Origin of the sequence: Microcoleus anatoxicus (genome assembly GCF_042465725.1) — a bacterium.
GTDB classification, from domain to species: Bacteria; Cyanobacteriota; Cyanobacteriia; order Cyanobacteriales; family Microcoleaceae; genus Microcoleus; species Microcoleus anatoxicus.
Genome location: NZ_CP120853.1, coordinates 1,736,955 through 1,759,407 on the forward strand (window position 1 = coordinate 1,736,955; position 22,453 = coordinate 1,759,407).

Annotated in this window: 15 protein-coding genes, 1 pseudogene and 1 CRISPR repeat array (1 of these 17 running past the window's edge); of the genes and pseudogenes, 3 read left to right on the plus strand and 13 right to left on the minus strand. The window is 43.8% G+C overall.

Going from position 1 to position 22,453, the window contains the following annotated elements; genetic code table 11:
• A CRISPR array of direct repeats spans positions 1-1,328; the repeat unit is 36 nt; unit sequence GTGCTCAACGCCTTACGGCATCAAAGGTTTAATCAC; it begins 2,133 nt to the left of the window's first position.
• A gap of 267 nt (positions 1,329-1,595) precedes the next feature.
• The 9 genes from cas2 to P2A85_RS07585 form a co-directional block, all read right to left on the minus strand.
• Positions 1,596-1,889, minus strand: coding sequence for a CRISPR-associated endonuclease Cas2 (gene cas2, locus P2A85_RS07545; RefSeq protein ID WP_340523593.1), 294 nt, complete (start codon positions 1,887-1,889; stop codon positions 1,596-1,598).
• Positions 1,890-1,898: 9 nt separating this feature from the next.
• A complete protein-coding gene (gene cas1, locus P2A85_RS07550; protein ID WP_377478415.1) occupies positions 1,899-3,566 on the minus strand; it encodes a type I-MYXAN CRISPR-associated endonuclease Cas1 in 1,668 nt (555 codons plus the stop codon).
• Between the two features lie 221 nt (positions 3,567-3,787).
• A complete protein-coding gene (cas5, locus tag P2A85_RS07555) occupies positions 3,788-4,474 on the minus strand; it encodes a CRISPR-associated protein Cas5 (RefSeq protein WP_377478416.1) in 687 nt (228 codons plus the stop codon).
• A gap of 14 nt (positions 4,475-4,488) precedes the next feature.
• A complete protein-coding gene (cas7i, locus tag P2A85_RS07560; protein ID WP_377478417.1) occupies positions 4,489-5,355 on the minus strand; it encodes a type I-B CRISPR-associated protein Cas7/Cst2/DevR in 867 nt (288 codons plus the stop codon).
• A 464-nt stretch (positions 5,356-5,819) separates the two neighbouring features.
• On the minus strand, positions 5,820-7,352 hold the full coding sequence (cas8a1, locus tag P2A85_RS07565) for a type I-MYXAN CRISPR-associated Cas8a1/Cmx1 (RefSeq protein WP_377478418.1): 1,533 nt from the start codon (positions 7,350-7,352) through the stop codon (positions 5,820-5,822).
• Positions 7,349-9,607 carry a CRISPR-associated helicase Cas3' gene (cas3, locus tag P2A85_RS07570; RefSeq protein WP_377478419.1) on the minus strand — a complete coding sequence of 753 codons (2,259 nt, stop codon included), beginning with the start codon at positions 9,605-9,607 and terminating at the stop codon, positions 7,349-7,351. The genes cas8a1 and cas3 overlap by 4 nt, the downstream gene beginning before the upstream one ends.
• Positions 9,597-10,277, minus strand: coding sequence for a type I-MYXAN CRISPR-associated protein Cas6/Cmx6 (gene cas6 / locus P2A85_RS07575; protein WP_377478420.1), 681 nt, complete (start codon positions 10,275-10,277; stop codon positions 9,597-9,599). The genes cas3 and cas6 overlap by 11 nt, the downstream gene beginning before the upstream one ends.
• 145 nt (positions 10,278-10,422) lie before the next feature.
• Positions 10,423-10,659 (minus strand): hypothetical protein, encoded by a 237-nt coding sequence (locus P2A85_RS07580; RefSeq protein WP_377478421.1) that lies wholly within the window; start codon positions 10,657-10,659, stop codon positions 10,423-10,425.
• A gap of 333 nt (positions 10,660-10,992) precedes the next feature.
• Positions 10,993-11,964, minus strand: coding sequence for a helix-turn-helix transcriptional regulator (locus P2A85_RS07585; RefSeq protein WP_377478422.1), 972 nt, complete (start codon positions 11,962-11,964; stop codon positions 10,993-10,995).
• Positions 11,965-12,404: 440 nt separating this feature from the next.
• On the opposite strand from P2A85_RS07585, the pseudogene P2A85_RS07590 reads away from it, so the two are divergent.
• Positions 12,405-12,680, plus strand: a pseudogene (locus P2A85_RS07590) (DOPA 4,5-dioxygenase family protein); the annotation flags it as partial.
• A gap of 69 nt (positions 12,681-12,749) precedes the next feature.
• Here P2A85_RS07590 and P2A85_RS07595 read toward each other — a convergent pair.
• Positions 12,750-13,709, minus strand: a complete 960-nt coding sequence (locus P2A85_RS07595) for a M48 family metallopeptidase (protein ID WP_377478423.1) — start codon at positions 13,707-13,709, stop codon at positions 12,750-12,752.
• 218 nt (positions 13,710-13,927) lie between these two features.
• Between P2A85_RS07595 and P2A85_RS07600 the strand changes: the two genes are divergently transcribed.
• Positions 13,928-14,479, plus strand: a complete 552-nt coding sequence (locus tag P2A85_RS07600; RefSeq protein WP_377478424.1) for an acireductone dioxygenase — start codon at positions 13,928-13,930, stop codon at positions 14,477-14,479.
• 315 nt (positions 14,480-14,794) lie between these two features.
• Here P2A85_RS07600 and P2A85_RS07605 read toward each other — a convergent pair whose 3' ends face one another.
• Positions 14,795-16,411 carry an NAD(P)/FAD-dependent oxidoreductase gene (locus tag P2A85_RS07605; RefSeq protein ID WP_377478425.1) on the minus strand — a complete coding sequence of 539 codons (1,617 nt, stop codon included), beginning with the start codon at positions 16,409-16,411 and terminating at the stop codon, positions 14,795-14,797.
• Positions 16,412-16,598: 187 nt separating this feature from the next.
• On the opposite strand from P2A85_RS07605, the gene P2A85_RS07610 reads away from it, so the two are divergent.
• Positions 16,599-17,204, plus strand: a complete 606-nt coding sequence (locus P2A85_RS07610; RefSeq protein ID WP_377478426.1) for a chorismate lyase — start codon at positions 16,599-16,601, stop codon at positions 17,202-17,204.
• A 128-nt stretch (positions 17,205-17,332) separates the two neighbouring features.
• Here P2A85_RS07610 and P2A85_RS07615 read toward each other — a convergent pair whose 3' ends face one another.
• Positions 17,333-18,637: a cytochrome P450 gene (locus P2A85_RS07615; RefSeq protein ID WP_377478427.1), complete on the minus strand. Its 1,305-nt coding sequence runs from the start codon at positions 18,635-18,637 to the stop codon at positions 17,333-17,335.
• 205 nt (positions 18,638-18,842) lie between these two features.
• A complete protein-coding gene (locus P2A85_RS07620) occupies positions 18,843-22,292 on the minus strand; it encodes a PAS domain S-box protein (protein ID WP_377478428.1) in 3,450 nt (1,149 codons plus the stop codon).
• Between the last annotated feature and the right edge of the window lie 161 nt (positions 22,293-22,453).

Genomic DNA, 22,453 nt, shown 5'->3' on the forward strand with positions numbered 1-22,453 from the left:
CTGGTGCTCAACGCCTTACGGCATCAAAGGTTTAATCACACCGCTGCTGTCACCTCGGCATCACGAGCGATCGCGTGCTCAACGCCTTACGGCATCAAAGGTTTAATCACGCGCTGCTCAAGCCCATTCCCGAAATCCCCGAATTGTGCTCAACGCCTTACGGCATCAAAGGTTTAATCACGAGCTTGGTTTGTTGAATGGTCGGAACTAGAAAGGTGCTCAACGCCTTACGGCATCAAAGGTTTAATCACACGGCAAGCCTAGCGAACTCCTTTAAAAGCTCTTGTGCTCAACGCCTTACGGCATCAAAGGTTTAATCACTCTTAATGCCGGTGAGAGCGATCGCTTTTTCTAAACGTGCTCAACGCCTTACGGCATCAAAGGTTTAATCACATTGGCTGCTGAGAGTTTGGCTGAAGAATTCCAAAGTGCTCAACGCCTTACGGCATCAAAGGTTTAATCACTGAAGCCATCCTATGCACTCGCGTTCGTTGTCATGTGCTCAACGCCTTACGGCATCAAAGGTTTAATCACTACTTGCGAATCAAATAAGTAAAAACTGGCTTACCTAGTGCTCAACGCCTTACGGCATCAAAGGTTTAATCACATGAGCTAATTGTTTCTGCAATGAAGGATTTGTCAGTGCTCAACGCCTTACGGCATCAAAGGTTTAATCACGTCCAATATTTCTGATTCATAGCAGGAATCAGAAAGTGCTCAACGCCTTACGGCATCAAAGGTTTAATCACAAACTATGAAACCCAAAAAGAAAATCACAGCCCATATTGTGCTCAACGCCTTACGGCATCAAAGGTTTAATCACGAAAAATAGTAGGAGAGGGAAGAGATGGGATTGCATTTGTGCTCAACGCCTTACGGCATCAAAGGTTTAATCACGGCGTGATTGCGGGGGCTTCTTCCTCACCCCACCAGTGCTCAACGCCTTACGGCATCAAAGGTTTAATCACAAATATTTCAAAGGAGATGCTGAGAAGGAAGTTTGGGTGTGCTCAACGCCTTACGGCATCAAAGGTTTAATCACGCCCGATCGCTGGTTGTTTATGGAGTTGACGTGTAGTGCTCAACGCCTTACGGCATCAAAGGTTTAATCACTATCCGAAGCGATTGCCTCAGTCAAATCCTTGATGTGCTCAACGCCTTACGGCATCAAAGGTTTAATCACACATAACGGTCACATAACGGTCACATAAAATTAATGTGCTCAACGCCTTACGGCATCAAAGGTTTAATCACAGGCTCTTCAGTTGTGGATTCTGGTGATTGCTGCTATTGTGCTCAACGCCTTACGGCATCAAAGGTTTAATCACTAGCGGTTCCTGAAACCCTTATCAGATAACCATCCCTAGTCGATTTTACAAGCACCTCCCGCTTAATAGCAACAAAATCTCAAAAAAAGCCAAAAACTAGCCATAAAACCCAAATCCCAATTCTCTCAAACCCTTACCCTGTCTAACATCCAGAGTTTTGCAAGCACCTCCCGAACCCTAAAAAAGGCTGAAACATAGATAGGACAAGGGTTTGCAGCCATACAACCTCAAAAAAAAATTCCACAAGCAGAGGTGCTTAAATTTTCCTCAAACCAGCCGATAGGAATCTCCCAATGGGGGCCAAGCACCAGGGCGGTTGTAAGCACAAAGGGTACTCGCACACTGATGAGACAAACGGACAAGCAACAAACTATCCTCCGATGCCAACACCTTCTCCAACTCCCATCGTAACTTTTCTCGCTCCCGCTGACTCAGCCAAGCACGAAAAATCGAATATTGGATTCTTTCACCATAACCTTGCAGCAAGCTATAAGCCTTTCGCCAGCGTTTTTGGCAACGAATATCGTAGGTAATTAGATACCAATTTTTTGCTTCAGCCATTGTCACACCTCACCGCACAATCAATTGTGCAAATAAACCACCCTCACCCATCCATTCCTTTTCCAAAAGACGCACTTCTAACTCCAACAAACGACGATAGGTAAGAGCATAACCAGTCACAGGATGCTTGCAAGTTTCCTGCTTACGGCTTTCGTATAAATCCACTATCCTGCGTCGCCCCGCGTCACTTAACCAAACTTGTTCTCCCCTCACCTCAAAATCAGTTTGGGGTTGCCATTGCCCTCGGTTAATTGAACCCATAACCACCATATCCACCAAAGGAACGCGGAAAATTTCCATCAAATCTAAGGCTAAAGGTGAGGCTTGAGAACGAGGTTGGTGATAGAAACCTAAAGCTGGTTCTAAACCCACACTGAGGATGGCATTCATCACATCTTTCAGGAGTAAAGCATAGCCAAAACTCAACAAAGCATTAAATCGATCCTTGGGCGGGCGACGGTTACGACCACAAAAATGCAACAGGGGAGAAACATCATTACCAATCAGATAAGGTAAGGCTCCAAAATATAGCGCAGCCAAGTTTCCTTCTAATCCTAATAAGTTTTCTAGACCTTTGGCTTTGGGAACTTGAGCCAGAACAATTTTCATTTGATTAATGGCTTTTTTTAGCTCCTCTGATGCTTCCTTGCCACGTCCACCGCGCATTAAAAATTTGCGCTGTCCTTGACCCCGACAAATAACTAATTTTCGGGCTAATTCCAAACATTTTTCCGAATTACTCAGTGCTGCATATTGACGAATTCGACGCTGAATGCTACCACCACGAGCATCGAAACTTCCCACATAGCGTCCCCCGCCAGAAACAAAGTGAATTCCGATCGCCTGTTCGGTGCAAAAGTACAAAGCTTGGGTGGAAATTTGGGAGAAACTATGGAGTACAATTTGACCAATTTGCCGGCCTGGTAGGATTTCTGTAGGCTGATGGCGGCGAGATATTTTGATTTGTTCTCCGCAGCGCCCTACTGCTGTTCCTGGTTCTAAAACATGAATAATTTGTCGTTCGTCGTCTTCAGGAAACAAGCGAATGGGCTGCCATTCTCGATTATGGGCAAGTCGAGCTTCTTCTGGCAAGCAAACTGGAGCAAGGGAGCAGCGGGTACAGAGGCGCTCGTTGTCGGTGACTGGTGGGCGACAGGGGGACTGGCGGAGCGATCGCGCTTGTTCTATAGCCTCTCTCACCGCAGTGCGCCCTGCATCATCAAGGGGGACGCGCACCATCACATTATCAGCGTGGTAGCGGATGCGCCCTTCTGGGACAGAAATACCCTTGGCTAATTCAATCAACCAAGCATAACTGAGAATTTGCAGGCGATCGCTCTCCCAAGCTTGGGGCTGATTATGTGCATCTCGGTGACAGCGCCCCCGTTTGTGCTCGTAGGGAATGGTTTCCCCATCGCGGGTGCGAAGGGCATCTAGGCGGCCGCGCAACCCCAATTCTTCACTTTCGAGGTACAATTCTTCCCACTCTTCATCCTCCTGTTTTTCCAGTTCTGCGTGCAGTCGGCGGCCAGCGAATACTGCCGCATCTTGGGTGTGGAGTTCTTCTACTTCTTCGAGGTAGAAAAGGCGGGGACAGTAGGCAAAAGCATGGAGGGCACAAACACGAATGGTGCTTTGTTTTGGGGGTAAAAAAGAGTCAATTTCAAGTGCTTGCATAGTGAAATCTGGCTAGAGTAATTTTTTTTCACCTGATGCTTGTTCAGGCTGAAATTACTCTAGCTATTTACCCCGGCAAAAAAACTTCCGCTTACCTGGAAGTTTTGGGAAATAACAACGCTTACGCACCCAACCAAAGAAACCGGGTTTTTTACGAAAATACTTCGTTTTGGCCCACATATCTTCTAAAAAACCCGGTTTCACCAGTCCCCATGCCTAAGTCATAATTTACTTGAGCGTTTCGGAGTAAGTTTTACAGGTGGCTGAATTTTTACCCAACAAAATTCGGATAATTCACCAAAGCTAAAACGCTGAAAAGTCCCTTGTCCAGTTTGGCGATCTATCCACATAGGTAGACCAATCAAACCACGCTTATCTTTTACTAACCAACGAATTTTTCCATCACTTTCCCGATAATTTCTCACACCATTAACCAGCGCCCAAGATTCTCCTAAACTTAATCCCCCAAACCGGGTAATTTGTTCTGGAGATGCCAGAGCAATAACTACTCTTTCTGATAGTTTGATTCTAGCAGATTCTTCACTGGAATCAATCTGTAACACGACTTGCAAACCTGTGAGTAGTTCTTGATGATTTGGCTTAGAAAAGTTACTGGTTGGGTAAACTCCCTCTCCATGCTTTTTAACGCGATTTTTCGCTTCAGTTCCCACTACAAACTTATGGCTTCGTTGTTTGCGAATAATTCTAGATACTGGCGGATCGCTGCCGATGATTCCCATTGCCAGCTTTACACCAAAATGGGCAGTCATATCTTCTTCGCCAACTAAAGAAAGCAGAAATCCATAAACAGTCGAGGGTGGTGGATAGCGGTAAGTTTCCTTGAAATCTCTAGCAAAACTGCGAGGAAAGCTGGTGCAAGGACATTCTAAATAGAGCAAATTATTCATTAATCCTTTACCTCCTATCGCTCGGTTAGACGCTTTTTGGCTACTGCGATCGCTTCTTTTATCCCTGGATACACTGTCACACCCAAATCTTTCAATTGTTCGCCGTAAGTATCGACAATCTCACCGGCTACAATCAACTCACTGGCTGGGATATCTTTTACTTTCACTAAGCGCACCAATTGAGGGCAACCAATGGATTCATCAATGCGTTTGAAGCAATTCATAATCCAAGGACTTGGATCGTTTGTAATACGAATAACTATTGACTCAGGACGAAATTCATACAAAAAACGGGAATGATTGCCACCAACGTGCCGAATTGCTGCCATTGCATCAAGGGTTAAAACTGCCCTTTCCGGTTTTTTCAGGCTTTCGGGTGTGAGTGCGATCGTGTACTGGTAGGCTGTGCGATGAATTTCTGTACTGTGAATTGAAGTTTTGCCTTTTTGACCTCCTGTAGAACCAAAAGCGATGTCCCCCCAATAAGGATCGAGACTAATAGCACGACTTACTTCTAATACACCACGGCGCTTTTTGGTGGCATCTTCATTATCGGCACCTTTTTTTGCATCCATGTAGCCAAATAAATCATCATCAATGAATTCTGTAGGGCTATAAGTTGCTCCTTTTTTATCCTTTTCTCCTTTGAGATGATACTTATCATCATCAGAATTAAAGGTCCGATTGACTTGTGATTCACAGGTATTCTGCAAATACTCACGAATTGCCCAACGAATTGCTTCCGCACTGACGGTGGTGTATTGGTCATTACCACAGGTAATTTTCTGCAAGGTTGATAGGGTACTACCATCGCCTTCGCCTCGGTTATTAGCAGCGATCGCAGTGGGGGTGACAACAGTTACAAACAAATGCTTAGACATGATTTTGCTCCTTATTGGTTGAAAAATTATGGTAAAATTTGACATCACTTACGCACCCAACCAAAAAAACCGGGTTTTTTAACGAAAATACTTCGTTTTGATCCACATAGTCTCTAAAAAACCGGGTCTCTGGTGCCCCATGCGTAATACCAATTTAATATGAGGCTGCATATATTTCGATCCCCCTAAATCCCCACCCCCCCCTAGGGCGTGTTTTCTCTCCCCGGAGATCCCCCCCAACCCCCCTTAAAAAGGGGGGAGAAAGAAGCTCAAAGTCCCCCTTCTTAAGGGGGATTTAGGGGGATCAGGATCTGATGGATCAGGCAAGAAAACACGCCCTAGCCCCCCCCAAGGGGGGAAGGGGGACTTTGAGAAGAATCTTGTCCCCCCCTTATTAAGGGGGGTTAGGGGGGATCTGATTCTATGCAGCTTCATAAAAAATTGGTATAAGTCCTATTTGAAAATTACAAACTCTCTTCATAGACTTCTGATTCTGTTTCAGTTTCAGGATCGGGTAACTCGATCGAATCATCATTAGAGTCAGTAATATTGTCTTTTTTCTTGCTTTGATAGGTGGCGATCGCCAAAATAGTCAAATCGCGAGCTTTACGCCATTCTTCGCCGTGAATCCAAGCGTAGATTTCTCTGCCGACACCTTGGGATTTCTTGCTCCGAAATTGGCTCAAAAAACCTACCAAGGCAGTTGCAAACTCTTGGCGCGTGCTGGGGCGTTGCAAGCGATAGATTGCTTTGTCTGTGACTTGTTCATAATCAAGTTTACGACCCTGTTTTTCTGCTTGCTTTATCTGTCCACGTAGATATGTACCGAAGGAACCCTGTACAGCATCGAACAAAATTTGTTCATGTTTTTGCAAATGTTCTGTCATAGCAATTAATCCTTTTCGTTCGTACATATCATTAGCTTTGTGAAACTCATAGAATTGGTTATACCAAGGTTTTGCCATCACTAAATTATCAGCAATCCAAGGCAATACCTTGGAAAGTGCCAGCCAAGACTCACCTTTATCAGTAACACGCACTTTAGTAGGAAATAAGGCGATCGCACTTTGATAGATTGCCAATATGGCATCCGAAGCACGAATGCGATACACAGCCTGTTTCAAACCCGATTGCTGTCCATCCCAAGGCTGTTTACCTAGTTGATATACTTCACAGTAATCAACTTTTTGTGGTTTCAGGTTCTCAGATGTCCATTCTTCAAGTAACAGTCGTAAACCTGCTTCCCCCGCACTAGGTGCTCGAAAGTCTTTGTAGCTACGATTACTAAGTTGACGGCGGCGCTGCACCCATGCTAAAAGGTTCGTAACCTCTGGTATCACGAGTGCATAACGTCTTGGTGGCAAAAGGTAGTAGTTACAGGCGATCGGCAAAAATAGTAAAGTAATAAATCCACTAGGTGATTCTTGGTATTCACCATTGATATAACACTCCACTAATCCAGGTAAATGATGCCCTTTAACATTAATTTCTGGTAAGAATTCACCTTTTTTGTTAAAAGCTTTAGCAATTCTATTTGGATCTAAGTAGTAGCACCAATCCAGAAGAGTATAACTTTGGCTAATTTCAGGCTTGTCTGATTCTAGGGAAAAAGCAATAGATTTATTGATATAAAACTTTTTCTTGCCTTCCTTGGGTTTATTCGGATCTTCAAGAAATCCTTTTTGTTTAGAATGTTGTAAAAAAGTTGATAGCACTCCTTGACTAAAGGTATATCGCCCTTGGCTACTGAGGTTAAGTGCGGGTACAACTAACAATCCATCTTCAATTTTATAGGCCTGCTGAATCAGCCACTCTATCGCCTCTTTATCGCTACATTCCCAATTTATAGAAATAGCTTCTTCACTGACTTTCCATTTAATACAAATAGGAGCATCTTCAGGGTTGAGTATAGAAAGAGCTAGTGCCAATCCTGCAATGCCCGCCCGATGTGGCAAAAGAGTATTGGGTTCAAATAGTGACACTTCAAATGTACTCAATTTTCATCACCTCCTTTTACATTATATGCTCCTATTTCCTCGCAATATGACCATTCATTACTAGGAGCAATTGGATAGCCTTTTTTGTGTCGCTTCCAATTATTTACCTTCTTTGTCAGTAGCAAAGGAATAGTATAGCGTGGCAATTCTTTAGCTGGTAAACTCTCAATAATAGAAACATCTTCCTCTAGTATTGCTGTCACAGTATACCCAGCTTTACGACAAGGTGCGGGGTAAGTTTGCCAATTTTTATACGGGCTAAATAAAACAGTTTCTTCATCGGGTTTCCCTTGGTGGGAAGTTTGTTCTAGCCATGTTGCCAAATCTGCTTGAGAGACTTCACCTGTAAATTTTTCTATCATTGATTGAGCATTCTGCAAGTCTTCTTGAGCATAGGGAAATCTTACTTTAGGATCTGGATAAAAAATGGCATCAAGTGATTTCCCGATATAACGGCGATTTAGTCTACCAAGACGCTGAATTAAGCCTGGAGGATCGGCAATTTGCGACACTAATAATGTGGCAGATAAATCGAGGGACATTTCGGCAACTTGAGTGGCGATCGCAATTACAGGCTCATTTTTATTGAAAGCATCTATCACTGCACGATGATGTTCGACTCGATCTTGATAACGATAGCGGCTATGATAAAGCAAAGCATTTAATCCGCGTTCTTTTGCCTCTTGGTAAACTGCGATCGCTGTTCCCACCTGATTGCATACCCATAGCACTTTTCCGCAAGTGCGATCGCCGTTGGTGAGTGTATAGATTTTATTAAATTCTTGTTCAACTCTCTCCCAATTAGGAGACTCCAATAGCTGAAATTGATAGCGAGGCAAATTTTCTAAATCTTGCGGGCCGTGAATAACTTCAAGAGGTTCGCCAACTGCTTTTTTAATAGCGTCTAACTGCCAAGGCAAAAAAGATGCTGACATCAGTAAAACAGGAGCTTTGACAACTTCAAGAAATCGCAGTAAACTACCAAATAGGCGATCGTCATAACAATGCACTTCATCGAAAACAAAAGCAGCTTGGGCGATGGCGGGAAAGCAATACATTGGTCGGCGATTACATTGTAATAATCCCAATACGGTATCTACCGTACAAACACTCACTTTTGCACCCCAAGCTTTAAAGGATTCTAACTTAATTTCTAAGTCATCTTCATCACCTGTTGATGTTATATGTGCTAAATCTACGGCTGCACGAGAATGGAGTAAAACAGAGTCAACTTGATTGTGAACATAGTCAATAAAGCCTTCTGTACTTGTTCCTGTAGTTGGATAACAGAAAAACAGTTTTTTGCCTAAAGCATATCGTTTTGCCCAATTATAAGCGCCGAGGGTTTTACCAGTGCCACATCCAGCCCTTGCTAGGGTGACTCGCGTTGGTGTATTTCCCAAGTCAATTTGAAAAGGACGAATTGAATTCCCTGCTAAACGTCGATCGATAACTTGTTGGATTTCTGCTTCATTCAGGGTAAATGTAACTTCTTTCTCGATCCAATTTTTAATTTTTTGATTAGTATTTGGCAACGCCGAACCCACCGCATCACCAGCCACAATTAAGGATTTAACTACATCTAAAAAACCTGGCTCGTGTTGCCAATCGAGAAAACCATTTTCGTCATCTAATACCTCAAGCCGTTTTTGTTTGATGTCTGTAATTTGCCATTCAGTGGGGAGTTTTGGCAGTTTTAGATTAGGTAAACCCAAAGCTTTGACCCCATATTTGAGCAAGCCTCGAAAATACTTAGGTTCAGTGTATAAGTAAAGACGATCGCTGCCCGATCCTTCTCTGATTTCTCCTAAATCATCATTTGGCTCTTGTTTTCTGGAGTTCCATCCCAGTTTTAAATGATGACCTCCCGCTGCCGCTAGTGCTGTCAAAAAATCACTATCTGGACATTCCTGTAGCCATTGGCGATACTCCCAAGCTAGAAGAATTGAAACTACTTCATGCCGAATTAATTGGGGATTTTTCAGTGGGTTGCGTTGGTGTCGTACCACCATTTGAAAATGGTCATTAGCTTTCCCCCAATCATGCAAATATGCAGCGAGACGTGCTGTGGCTCTAAGTTTGGATAAACTACACTGCAAATTAAATTGAGCAATCAGAGAATGGCCTAAAACATCTACTAATGTTGTAACTGCATCGACAACTGCTGCTGTATGTCCAACTAGGGTATAAGTTGCACGCCAAGGTTTTTCAACAGATTTTGCTAGTAGGCGATCGGGATATAATTTAGGCTTCATTATCTACCTCATTAGTTGGAAAAAACCAACCACAACCAAAGTGTTTACGACCGCCTAACCCGTTAGTTTGTAATTTGATCGAATCCTCTTCGCTGAGTCCTTCTACCACAATACCAAAACCTACAACGTGCTTTTCTTTGATTTTTAGCGCCCGCCTTGCCAGGTTTCCATCTGTATCACTATCAATAAATACCTGACCTTTAATATCAAGATTATTCAGAGCTTTTTGACAGGATTCCAGGAAATGAACTGGCATTTCATGGTTGTTTACTTCCTTTAAGTTAAATGTCACCAGTCGAGATTTCAGACTTTTACTCGCCATCGGTAAAGCTAGTTTAGGACGTACTAAACGAATGAGATGCCCTCGGATGTTCAGAACTAGATTTTGTAGGCGATACCAATCCTGTATTTTTTCAGCCGGAAACCGTAACCGCAGTTGGGAGAATTTATTTAGATAAATTTTTCCTTGTTTATCAGGCAAGCCAGAAATACTAGATAATAAAACATCATCTGGGAAATTTTTACCTGCTAAAAAAGTCTGTTTTAATGCGGAATATAGTGCGTATCCATGATCCGCTGGTAAAGTTTGACCGATGACGCTAAAACACAACTCTACATAAGGCAAACTATTATCTTGTTGTTGCTCGCGATCGCATTCAGTGACTACCATAACTAGATGACTCCTGAAAAACTCTTAAAAAATTTAGTCAAGGTGTTATTGAGCATGAATATCCAATGGCGATCGGGTATTCATGCCCCGTTTGATGCGTACACACCATTCCCAGGCTCTTAAGCTTGGGTTGTATTTTTACCCGCTAGGCGTTAATAACTCGCCAAGAGTTACGGCCTTTGTGCAAAATTACCCAATTATTTAATTCCAAAAAACGCCCTACTGTGCATTTTTTAAGTTCCGACTGGGAGATTCCGAATTTTTCGGAAACCAGATCGGTTGTTAAAGGGCTGTCTTCGGTTAGCGCTGCGATCGCGGATGAAAATAGCGGAAGCTCACGGAAATCAGGAGTTTTCCCATGACTGCGTGGGACAGTGTTCATTTTCCTGACTCCCTTTTCAATTTCGATTTTTTTTGGCATGATGCTGTTAGTTATATATTGTTGGCTCTCCGGTCTAATGGCCAGAGAGTTTTTTTTACTCTTTTTGGCGCTTCGCCTAAAGGGCTAATTACATTTAATATATTTCAATGCAATGATGGCTGTCAACAGAAGAGCCAAAAAAAACTAAACGCCTAACGGCAATCAGAGGTGGTTGAAAGTTAAGGCTGTATTTTAGCCTAGAGAGCGAATTAGTGCTCAACGCCCGCAGGTGGGGCATCTTAGGTATCAAGTCAGTCAGCTTACCACAGTCGTACACGATTTTGCTACTCCCCTTTAACTTTTGTAATACTGGCTCATCCCTTCCACCTCGTCGCGCACCAACTGCACCAACTCCGGCGGACTTTTCACCCTCGCCCCTTTCCCATACCCCAACACCCACCGCTTGATCTCATTAAGTCCCCCCACTGTCATCCTCAATGTCACCGCCCCATCGGGATGTTGTTCAATTTCCTGGGTTGAATGCCATCGCCTCTCCCAGATATAGGGTGCTGTGGGCCGATCGAACCAAATGACTACCTCCACCGGTTTACCCTCTCCTACCTCAGCTTGAAAAATCCGATCCAGATGTTCTTGAGCATTAAATGTGCGATCGCGCATAAATTTAGTATTAAGAATTTCTAAGCTTTGAATGCGATCGACTCGAAACCACCTAATAGCTTGGCGTTGTTGACAAAATCCAATTACATAAGGGTTGGTTCCTCGGTAAATATGCAGCAAATAAGGGTCTAGCACTCGTTCAGATGTAGCATTGCGACTTGCTGTGAAATAACACATCCGAACTTGGTGAGATGTCCTACAAGCTTCTAATAATTGATTCCAGATTTCCGGGTTAAGATAGTTTTCTACCCCATTTCTAAAAACGATCCGTTCATCGGCAATTCTTTGGAGATCGATCCAAGTTTGTGCTGGCAATCTTTCACTCAATCGCTCGATGGCCGATCGCAATTCTTTGGTATAAGTTGAACCTGAGTAAGCTTGCAACATTCTCGCTCCCAATGTCAGAGCAAATAATTCGCCTTGACTTAGAGAAATACTAGGCAAGCGCCAATCTGGATCGGTATAGTGAAACCCTTTTTGCCGATTGAAATTCAACGGGGCGCTGAACCGATCCCGCAAAAAAGCCAAGTCATTACGGACTGTCCTTTCACTAACTTCTAAGGCTTCAGCAATTGTTACTGCTGTTTGCCGCGGGGCTGTCCGCAATAGCTGGTCAATTTGCAACAACCTTTCTAAAACACGAGACATAAACCTAATTTTCGCTGGGTTATCCTGATATTAAATAGTCAAGTCGGCAAAAAACTTTCCGCCTTCACAAAAAACTTACAGCATATTCCATGTCTATCTGGTACTGACACCAATTTTAAAAAAGAATGCAACAGTAGTCTTGTCCCTCCCCTTTATAAGGGGGGGTTAGGGGGGGTCAAAGATTGTTGCACGATTTTAGAGAAATGGTATAACAATCTGGCGACACCAGTAAGGTGCGTCACCATCCCTCAATCAGCAAGTTCTATCCTGGGAGCTGGGGACGACGAACCTTACCAATTAGCTAAATTAAGACTGTACTTGATGAGCTTGGAATATGCTGTATAAAATCTTACCTTAATTTTAACTCACTGAAAACAATGAACGAAGACACCATGGAAATAGTACGTTTTCACGCACATATTTAGTTCGACACTGATAGTCGTGATGTGGCTGCGCGTCTACGTGAAAGATTAACTCGGTTTGAGGTGCAGCTTGGGCGGTGGCATGACAAACCCATTGGCCCCCACCCCCAAGCAATGTATCAAATTGCTTTTTTACCAGCACAGTTTGGCCAAGTCGTTCCTTGGTTAACGATCCATCGCCAAGGGCTAAATATTCTTGTCCATCCCGAAACAGGCGACGATGTGGCCGATCGCACCATACATTCTTTGTGGTTGGGAGAAAAACTAGAGTTGAATGTCGAATTCCTGCGATAAGCGGAGCCTGGTTCCGTAATCAGGACAATGCCGATATCAGGGACATCGAATTCGTGACATACTCCCACTTCAGCGAGATTTACGCCGCTCTATCTCCCGCTGCAACTCCTCAATCTGACGCCGCAGAGCCTCGGCTTCACTGTTAGGTGTTTGAGATTTCACGTCAACAGCACCCTCAGATACCGCCCGCTTGTAGTTCCCCAACTTGATTTGGCGATATTCCTCGGAACTTGCCCAATCTCGCAAATAGCGCAGACGTTCCACCGGAAACGGGTGACTGAGCATGGTGCCAGAGCCGCCGTTGTAGAGTAAAAATTTATACACTTGGTTGAGGTTGTCGCGATCGAGTTCTTGATAATTATCAGACTGACGGATAAATTCTTGCAAACTACATTCGCTAGCATATTTGCTACTAACTCCCGCCAGTTTCATCATTGTTTTCATCACACTATTCAAATCATCTGTGACTAACAATGCAGCCCTATCTGCCGATAATTCTGCCTTGCGCCGCCACTCATAAAAAGCATAAATCAAACCGCTACTGACCATATTTCCCAAGCCGAAAGTCATCTCCCCTATCGTCGAAGCAACGCTCATTGCCCACATCGCCATTTGATTTAAAGTGGGATGACCGCATTTAATGTGTCCCAACTCATGAGCCAATACCACCTTAATTTCTGCCTCATCTAATAAATCCAAAAGACCAGTATTTAATACGACATAGGGCTGGTTTTTTCCCAGGGCATAGCTATTGACTGAGGGATTTTGAGAAACAAACAAACCGGGTTCTGGAAAAACATCTAAATCCTGCAAACATTCCCGAAAAATGTGATAGATGCTGGCATATTGGCGAGGCCCGACTTGAATGCTATTTCCCATCAGGTAAACAAATTGGGGTCGTTCGTAGACAAACTCTACAAATTTGTTAGCAATTAAGTCAAATCCGGGTACGCTGCGCAATGCTGCTTCGGCTTGGCGATCGAGGGGATGTTGAAAAGCTTCGCTAGAAATTCCAGTATAAGTAGGCATAGTTGTTGCAAAAGTTACATTTAAGATATCAGTGTTGCCGATCGCACCAGTTGCTAGCAGGCATCTGACTTATCAATCTTATCGCGACAAATGGGGAACTATTCTAGAACAGGCCGGAGAGGCCTGTTCAAATTAACGTTAAAATATAATTCTCATACAAGTGCGATCGACAAACATCTTTCGATGTGTCTGTTAATCAAAAATTAAAACCTAAAAAAATGGCTATCCTGCGACTCGAAGACGGTACAACCTACACTCAACTGAGCGATATTACCCGCGAACTCGCTCCCTTAAAAATTAAACTCAACAGTTGGCCCGTGGGAGACAACCCAGAAATGCGGGAATTGTTAGCCAAAGATGCTCTAGACGACAATCAAAAAGAACAAGTGCTGCAAGCTTTAGACGGCTACTTTGAACAACTGAAAGAAACCGCAGGCTATCAGTCGCGAGACTTGATTGTGCTGCACCCAGAGATTTCCAACCTCGACACTGTGCTCTCTAAATTCGACAAGTGCCATATTCACGCTGACGATGAAGTGCGCTATATCGTAGCAGGAGAGGGAATTTTCGGTTTTGTGCGTCCCGACGGTAGTCAAGTGGAAGTGACTGTAGAGCCGGAAGAATTTATCAACGTGCCGGCGAATACAGAACATTGGTTTTATTTGACTGCAACACGGAAAGTTAAAGCTGTGCGATATTTTACCACTACGACTGGTTGGACACCGGAATATACGGATACGGAAATTCGATCGCGCTTAGCTACTGTTTGAACAGAGTTGAGAGTTGACAATTGATATCCTTTTCGGTTGCATTGTCAGGTGATTGAACCACAGAGAACGCAGAGAACACAGAGGGAGATAAGAGAGATGAATACAGGACGATGAAGAAAAGATGTCAAAAAAATAAAAATTGCTAGATTTTTCGTTGCTTTTGGACTTGAAAAAGCCGAGTTATATAAAATCCTGTCTTCATCGTCCTGTATTAAACTCTCTCTTCTCCTCCTTAGCGTACTTCGCGCCTTCGCGGTTAAATCACCTGACGATACAACCAGAATTGATATTATCCAAAAATTCTCAAATCCCACCTCAAACTTGGTGATTTCCCCGCAAAATACTCAAAGCAACCGCCTCAGCAACCTTAATTCCATCAATCCCCGCAGACAAAATTCCACCTGCATATCCCGCACCTTCCCCAGCCGGATAAAGGCCTTCAGTATTCAAACTCTGATAATCTTCCTTGCGCTTAATCCGAATCGGCGAAGAAGTGCGGGTTTCTACTCCAGTCAAGACGGCATCATTCATCGCAAATCCTTTAATTTGTTTGTCAAAAGCTGGAAGTGCTTCGCGGATCGCGGCGATCGCATAATCTGGTAAACTTCCACTCAAATCAGTCAAATGAACTCCCGGCGTATAAGAAGGGTGAACAGCGCCTAACACTGTCGAAGGTCGATTCGCCAAAAAATCCCCCACAAGCTGTCCTGGGGCATTGTAAGTGCCACCTCCTAACTCAAATGCCCGCTCTTCTAGGCGACGTTGAAACTCAATTCCCGCCAAAGGATGACCGGGATAATCTTCCGGGGTGATACCCACCACAATCCCACTATTAGCATTACGTTCATTGCGGGAATATTGACTCATCCCATTAGTGACAAGTCGCCCTGGTTCAGAGGCTGCGGCCACCACCAATCCACCGGGACACATACAGAAGCTATAGACTGAACGACCATTTTGGCAATGGTGAACCAGTTTGTAGTCGGCGGCACCCAAAAGTTTATGGCCGGCGCGATCGCCAAAACGACAGCGATCGATAATAGTTTGGGGATGTTCCACCCGAAAACCAATAGAAAACGGTTTAGCTTCGATGTAAACCCCGCGCGAAAACAACATTTCAAAAGTATCGCGGGCGCTATGTCCCACCGCCAGAACTATATAATTACTAGCAATATATTCTCCATTTGCGAGGGTAAGTCCCTCGACTTTGCCATTTTCGATGTGAATATCTGCTACACGAGTTTGAAACCGGATTTCACCGCCTAAAGATTCTATTTTGGCACGGATACTTTGGACAATTCCCACCAGTTTAAAAGTACCGATATGGGGTTTATTGATATATAAAATTTCCGGTGAAGCTCCCGCATTCACAAGTTCTGTCAACACCTTGCGTCCATAATGTTGAGTATCTTTAACTTGGCTGTAGAGTTTGCCATCGGAAAAAGTTCCCGCGCCTCCTTCCCCAAACTGGGCGTTAGATTCTGGGTTGAATTCGGTTTTTTTCTTCCAAAATCCAAAGGTATCAACGGTGCGATCGCGCACAGCTTTACCACGTTCTAACAGGATAGGGCGAAACCCCATTTGTGCTAGCATCAGCCCTGCAAACATCCCGCAAGGCCCTGTACCAATCACAATGGGGCGAATCGTCAAATTTTGGGTAGCTTGGGCTACATAGCGATAACTCATGTCTGGCGTTACCATCACATGAGGGTCTTTTTTGAGGCGCTCCAAAATTTGTGTTTCCTGTGTAGTTTCCACATCGACAATATAGACAAGCAGGATTTCTGGTTTTTTACGAGCATCGTAGCTGCGTTTGAAGATGGAATAGCCAAGCAATTCTTGGGGTGGAATTTGCAGCTTTTTGAGAATGCTGTCGGCGATCGCATCTACTGGATGATCGAGGGGGAGTTTTATTTCAGTTATTCTTAACATATAGCAGAAGGAAGAAGGAAGAAGGAATAATTCACCCCCCCCTGCCCCCCCCAAGGGGGGAAATTCAGGAAGAAGGAAACAGGAAGAAGGAAACAGGAAGAATAAAAATCTCGAATCGACTTGAGATTATAGATTTTAGATTAGAGAAACGTTATAATAAACAAAAAATTAAGTTTTGTAAAGACCCTTGACTGCAACATTCACACCGAAAAACAGCCGAACTTGGCACGCTCTCAACCCCCTGTGGCAAGGAGCAGAAGACGCAGTACAGAAGGGTTTACCCCACACCAAGCTAGCACCAGCATGGCAAATACTGCTCCTTGGCGACGGTTCCCCCACCCGTCACCTGCAATTGCTGACTGGGGAACCCACAGAAGTTGATGTGATTGATATGTCCTTAGTGGGTGCAGATGCAGATGGCGCGCCGGAACAGATTGTGGTGGTTCCGGGGCCACATCTGCGCCGACAAGTGTGGCTGCGGACTGCTTCGGGACAGCGTTTGGCCTATGCAGCTTCTTGGTGGGAAGCGAGTCACGTAGACGAATATTTGCAAAATAAATCTTTGCCAATTTGGGCAAGTTTAGCACGGCTGCGGACGGAATTGTATCGGGATGTGCAAGGCATTTATTTGGGTAATTCGGCTGCTTTGGAATCAGCGTTTGAACAGTCGGGGCCTTTTTGGGGACGACACTATTTGTTTTGGCATCATGGTAAGCCGCTGACTCTGATTTATGAGGTTTTTTCTCCTTATTTAACAAAATATTTGGGGCCGATGCAATTGGATGTTGATTGATAAAATGCGATCGCTCTTAGAGATCCTTGTTTGATCGAATCCGTTGACCTAAATTCCTTGTTCGAGCGACCGCGAAGACGCGAAGGACACAAAGAAGAAGAGAAAGATAGGTCGGGGTTCTGGGTGTTCTACTTTTTTATAGTTGTTCGCTGAAATTTGACTTGCAAACCGTCGCGGGGATGGGGAGTTGGTACTCTGATTAAATTCAAATCTTGATTTGGTAAAAGCTCCCAGTTGCACTCCCGAATCATCGTTGCTGCAAACAATTTCATTTCTAAGCGGGCAAATTCTTTGCCCAAACATTCTCGCAAACCGCCGCCAAATGGTACGTAGCTGAAAGGTTTAGCCGATCGCTCGGAGTTAAATCGATCGGGATTGAAGCGATCGGGCTCAGGATACACTGCTGCATCTTGATGGGTTTGATTGATTTCGTAAAGTACGCTCCAACCTTTAGGAATTTCATAGCCGCCGAACTCACAAGCATTAATTACTGTCCGAAAACCACCTCCCACTGGTGGCACCAAACGCAGGACTTCTCGCAGTACCTGTTCTAAATAGGTCATTTGTTTGAGTTGCTCTAAGGTTAGCGGTTCTGTAGGGGGGAACTGCTGTTGTTCGGCTCGCACTTTTGCCATCACGTCGGGGTGTTGAGCTAACAGAAGACAAAAAGAGGCGATCGCCGAAGTTAGAGTTTCGTGTCCCGCAAACAACAGCAGCAGCACTTGGTCTTTTAACTCCTCCACACTCAAACTATTTCCCTCATCATCGCGAGCCGAAATTAGCAAACCTAAAGCATCATTGCCACCGGGGATTCCTTGTTGGCGATCGCGAATAATCTTTTCCAGTTCTGCTAACAGTAACTTTCGGCTATTCTTAGCTTTTCCAAACAGAGTCCAAGGCAGATCTAAAGGAATAGAAAATAAACCATTACACCAAGTTTCAAAATAATGTCCCAGCGCCGTTCCCGAACCAGAATCAATACCAACTAATAACTTACCAGCAACATCAAAAGTATAATTTCTCAGTTCTGGATACCAGGCGAACTCGCTTATTTGTCCCCACTTTTCCAAATAGCGCTGAGTGATATCTTCCATAGCCTCAATGTACCCAGCCAGGGCCCGTGGTTGAAATGCTTGGTATAGCAACTTGCGCCGATTTTGGTGGTCAGCACCAGTTTGCAGCGCCAAGGAAAGTGGCCCTAAAAGCGCTTTCGTGCTGGGAGGCCAACTCACCACAAAATATTGGTTTTCGTGGCTTAAAACAAACAAATTCGCCTCCTGACCGCACATAAAGACTGTAGGCTGTCCGAAAATGCTGGTTTTGAAAATATTTCCGTACTCCTGGTGGCGTTTTTTGGCAAATTGCGAATCTCGCAAAAAGTTGAGGGTATCGCCCATGAGTGGTAAACCGAAACTGCCGGGAGGTAATGCCATTTTAGATTGTAGAGTAAAGGGAATGGGGAATGGGGAATTGGGGAATTGGGAATGGGTATTGGTAGCAACTAACCAATAACCAATAACCAATAACTAATGACTAATGACTAATGACTAATAACTAATAACTAATAACTAATGACTAATAACTAATGACTAATAACTAATGACTAATAACTAATGACTAATAACTAATGACTAATGACTAATGACTAACAATTGGAATTTTAATGATAAATTCAGTTCCTTTGCCGAGAGCGGAAATACAATTGATTTCACCTTGGTGTTTTTCCACAATAATTGAATGGGAAATCGCCAAACCCATCCCAGTCCCAGAACCGATCGCCTTTGTAGTATAGAATGGGTCAAATATCCGCTGCTTGACTCGATCGGTCATCCCTACACCGTTGTCAGAAATCGCGATCGCCACAAAATTACCTTCTACCTCTGTACGAAGACGGATTATTCCCGGATTTGACTTCTGTTCTTCTACAGCATCAATAGCATTAGCGATAATATTCATAAACACCTGATTTAACTGTCCGGCGTAGCACTCCACAAGCGGCAATTCTCCGTATTCTTTAACAACTTGAATTAGTGGGCGATGGTACTCCGTACCCGCTACGCTAACGGACTGAGCTTTAAGTCGGTGTTCTAAAATCATCAAAGTGCTGTCGATACCTTCGTGAAGGTTAACACTTTTCATGGCAGATTCATCGAGACGAGAAAAACTCCGCAAACTCCGCACGATATCGCGAATACGAATCGCTCCCACCTTCATAGAAGACAGTATTTTCGGCAAGTCATCCAGCAAGAAATCTAGTTCTAACGCATCGATTTCTGACTTAATCGCTGGCGGTGCTTCTGGGAATTCATCTCGATACATTTCCAGCAATTTAATGAAACTTCTGGTGTATTCGTCTATATAGCTAATATTGCCGAAAATAAAGCTGACCGGATTATTGATTTCGTGAGCAATTCCTGCTACCATCTGACCTAGACTAGACATTTTTTCTGCCTGAACTAGCTGAGTTTGAGCTTGCTGGAGTTCGCACAAAGTCACTTCTAGCTGTTTAGCTTGTTCTTGTGCTATCCGAGCTGAATCTACGCTTTGAGTGTAGAGTTCAGATTGACTAATGGCGATGGCCAATTGATTACCAATTGCCTCGATCAATTCCACTTCATTTTTTGTCCACCTGTGTACCTCCCTGCAAGAAACGCAGCTAACAACACCAGTTAAACCCCCTGCACTTTTAATTGGCAAATCCAAGAAAGACTTGTAACCCGCCTGCAAAAAAAAATCCCGTTCTACTGCATCGCTTAAAGTTTCAACATTATCTACTTCATAGACTTCCAAATTTGCGATTGTTCGGGGCAGCGAGCCTGTTACATCAGCAGGATAATAACCCAAAAGCGATAACAAGTCATCATTTTTAGCTTCGTATACGACATCCCAAGCAGGCGGCGAAGCGTCGGGCAAATACCACATAAACAGACACCGATCGACTTGCAGCAACTCGCGAATCTGCTCGACAGTAGTTGCTAAAATAGTATCCAAATCCAGAGAAGCGCGGATATTACTCGCTAGTTGGTTCAGCAGCGCTTCCTGCTCAGCTAATTTACGGAATCTCGCTTCCGACTCCTGCAATTTTCTTTGAGATTCTTTTTCCTGCGTCACATCCAAACCCAAACCGATCAAGCCTATCGAATTGCCAGAAGCATCTTTTATCTGAGTTTTTATTGTCTCCAAATAATGTTCTTCACCGTCAGCAAGTTGCATAACTTCCTCAGAATAAGACGGAGTATCTTGACTCCACGCTTGCAAGTCAGATGCCATGTAGTTAGCAGATGCTTCTACTCCCAAAACTTCGGAATAGTGAGTTGCTGCCAAAAATTTATCTTCAGGAATAGCAACATCTTCGCAAAAAGTTTTGTTAACTAATAACATCCGCCCGTTAATATTGGTCATCCATACCCAGATGGGAGCATTGTCAATAATTCCCCTCAAAGTTTGCTTTTGTTTCGCTAGAGCAACTTCTATTTGTTTGCGTTTAATTCCCAGGGCGATCGCATCCGCTATGGATGCTAAAGCAATCAGCGTTAATTCGTTCAACTCGTGGCGAGAAAACATCGCTATTACTCCTACTAACTGATTGTCAACAATCAGCGGATATCCGGCAAAAGCTACCATTCCCTCTCGTTCCGCCCATTCTTTGTTGCTGACACGGGGATCTTCCATAACAGCATTAGTCAGGTGGGGTTTTCGCTCTTTAGCTATTAAACCAATCTTAAATTGACCGACAGGAATGTGGCTGTGATCGCCGTTAATATGAGTGTACATCCCCGCGCTTGCTTCCAGTTCCAATACATTTTCGTCTTCATTCAGCGTCCAAATCCGAGCAAAAGCAGCATCCAAGTGGCGCACAACTGCATCGCAGCACTTTTGCAAAATTACAGGTAAAATTTGGTTGTCTGTCAGAGCAATTCCCACATCTGCTCTGAATACAGAAAGTTTCAATTGTTCTGCTAAAGCTTGTTCGGCTTTTTTGCGATATGTAATTTCGGTAGCACTACCAACAATGCGAAAAATTTTACCAGATTCGTCTCGCAGCGGATTCAGAGTTATTAGAAACCATACTTCTATCGTGTCAAAACTAACAGCTTCTTCGTAGGAAATTGAGCTATTTTTTCGCAGACATTCTGTTAATTTTTGCCGGAGAAACGCTGCGGCCGGCACTGGAAAAATCTCTTCTGGAGTTTTGCCACACCCGAACTCGCTGCTGATGTTACCGAGTAACTCCGCTGCTTGGTTCCAGCCGGCGTAGCGAAACTCTCCGTCTGCGCCGACATCTATTACGAAAATGCTGTAATCCACACTGTCATAGATGCTACGCAAAAATTCTTCTTTCTGTCGCAGTTGTTCTTCTGCGATTTTGCGATCGCTAATGTCGCGAGTAACTCCTACCACACCTATTATATTACCTTCTCTGTCTCGCCACGGACTTTTAGTTGCTAGATATGTCTGAAGGTTGCCGTCAAGGTCTTCTACTACTTCTTCGACTGTTTCCTCAAGGCCAGATTGGATAACTCGGCGGTCTATCTCTACAAGTTTAGCAACGATTTCTGGTGAAAAAAAATCTGTGTCTTTTTTGCCGATCACCTCTGCTTTTGATTTGCCAAAAAAAGCTGCCGTTTTGGAGTTTAGCGACACATACCGACCCTGAGTATCCTTGACAAAAATCAAGTCTGCGGTGCTTTCAAGTATACTTTCTAACAGTGAAATTTCTATTGGTTTGCATCCGCTGATGTCGCGACCGACAGCATACATCAATTCATCTTCTAGAGCAGGACTAATAGTCCAGGATATCCACTTGTAAGAACCATCTTTGCAGCAGTGGCGGTTTTCAAAGTCAATGGTACAATTACTCGCAGCAATACTTTCAACTTTTTTGAAAGTAGCTTCTCGTTCTTCTGGATGTACAAATTCAATGAAGGGTTTAGCTAAAAGTTCGGCTTCGGAATAGCCGAGGATTTTTGTGGTTGTTGGATCGATCAGTTTAAAATAACCGTCGAAACCAATCACGCATAGCATCTCTAACGAGAGGGTCAAAAAGCGCTCTTTGGCATCTAAGTCGATATATTGGCTATTTTTCATGATTTTAGTCTGAATTTTAGTCGATTTTTACTGAGTGAAATCTAGTTTTTGACATTTTGGCTAAATTTACGCACCCATTCAAGAAATTTCAGTATATTTACGGATTTGGGAAGTGATACCAAATCCGGTTGCATCGGAATGATATAAGCGGAGGACACTCC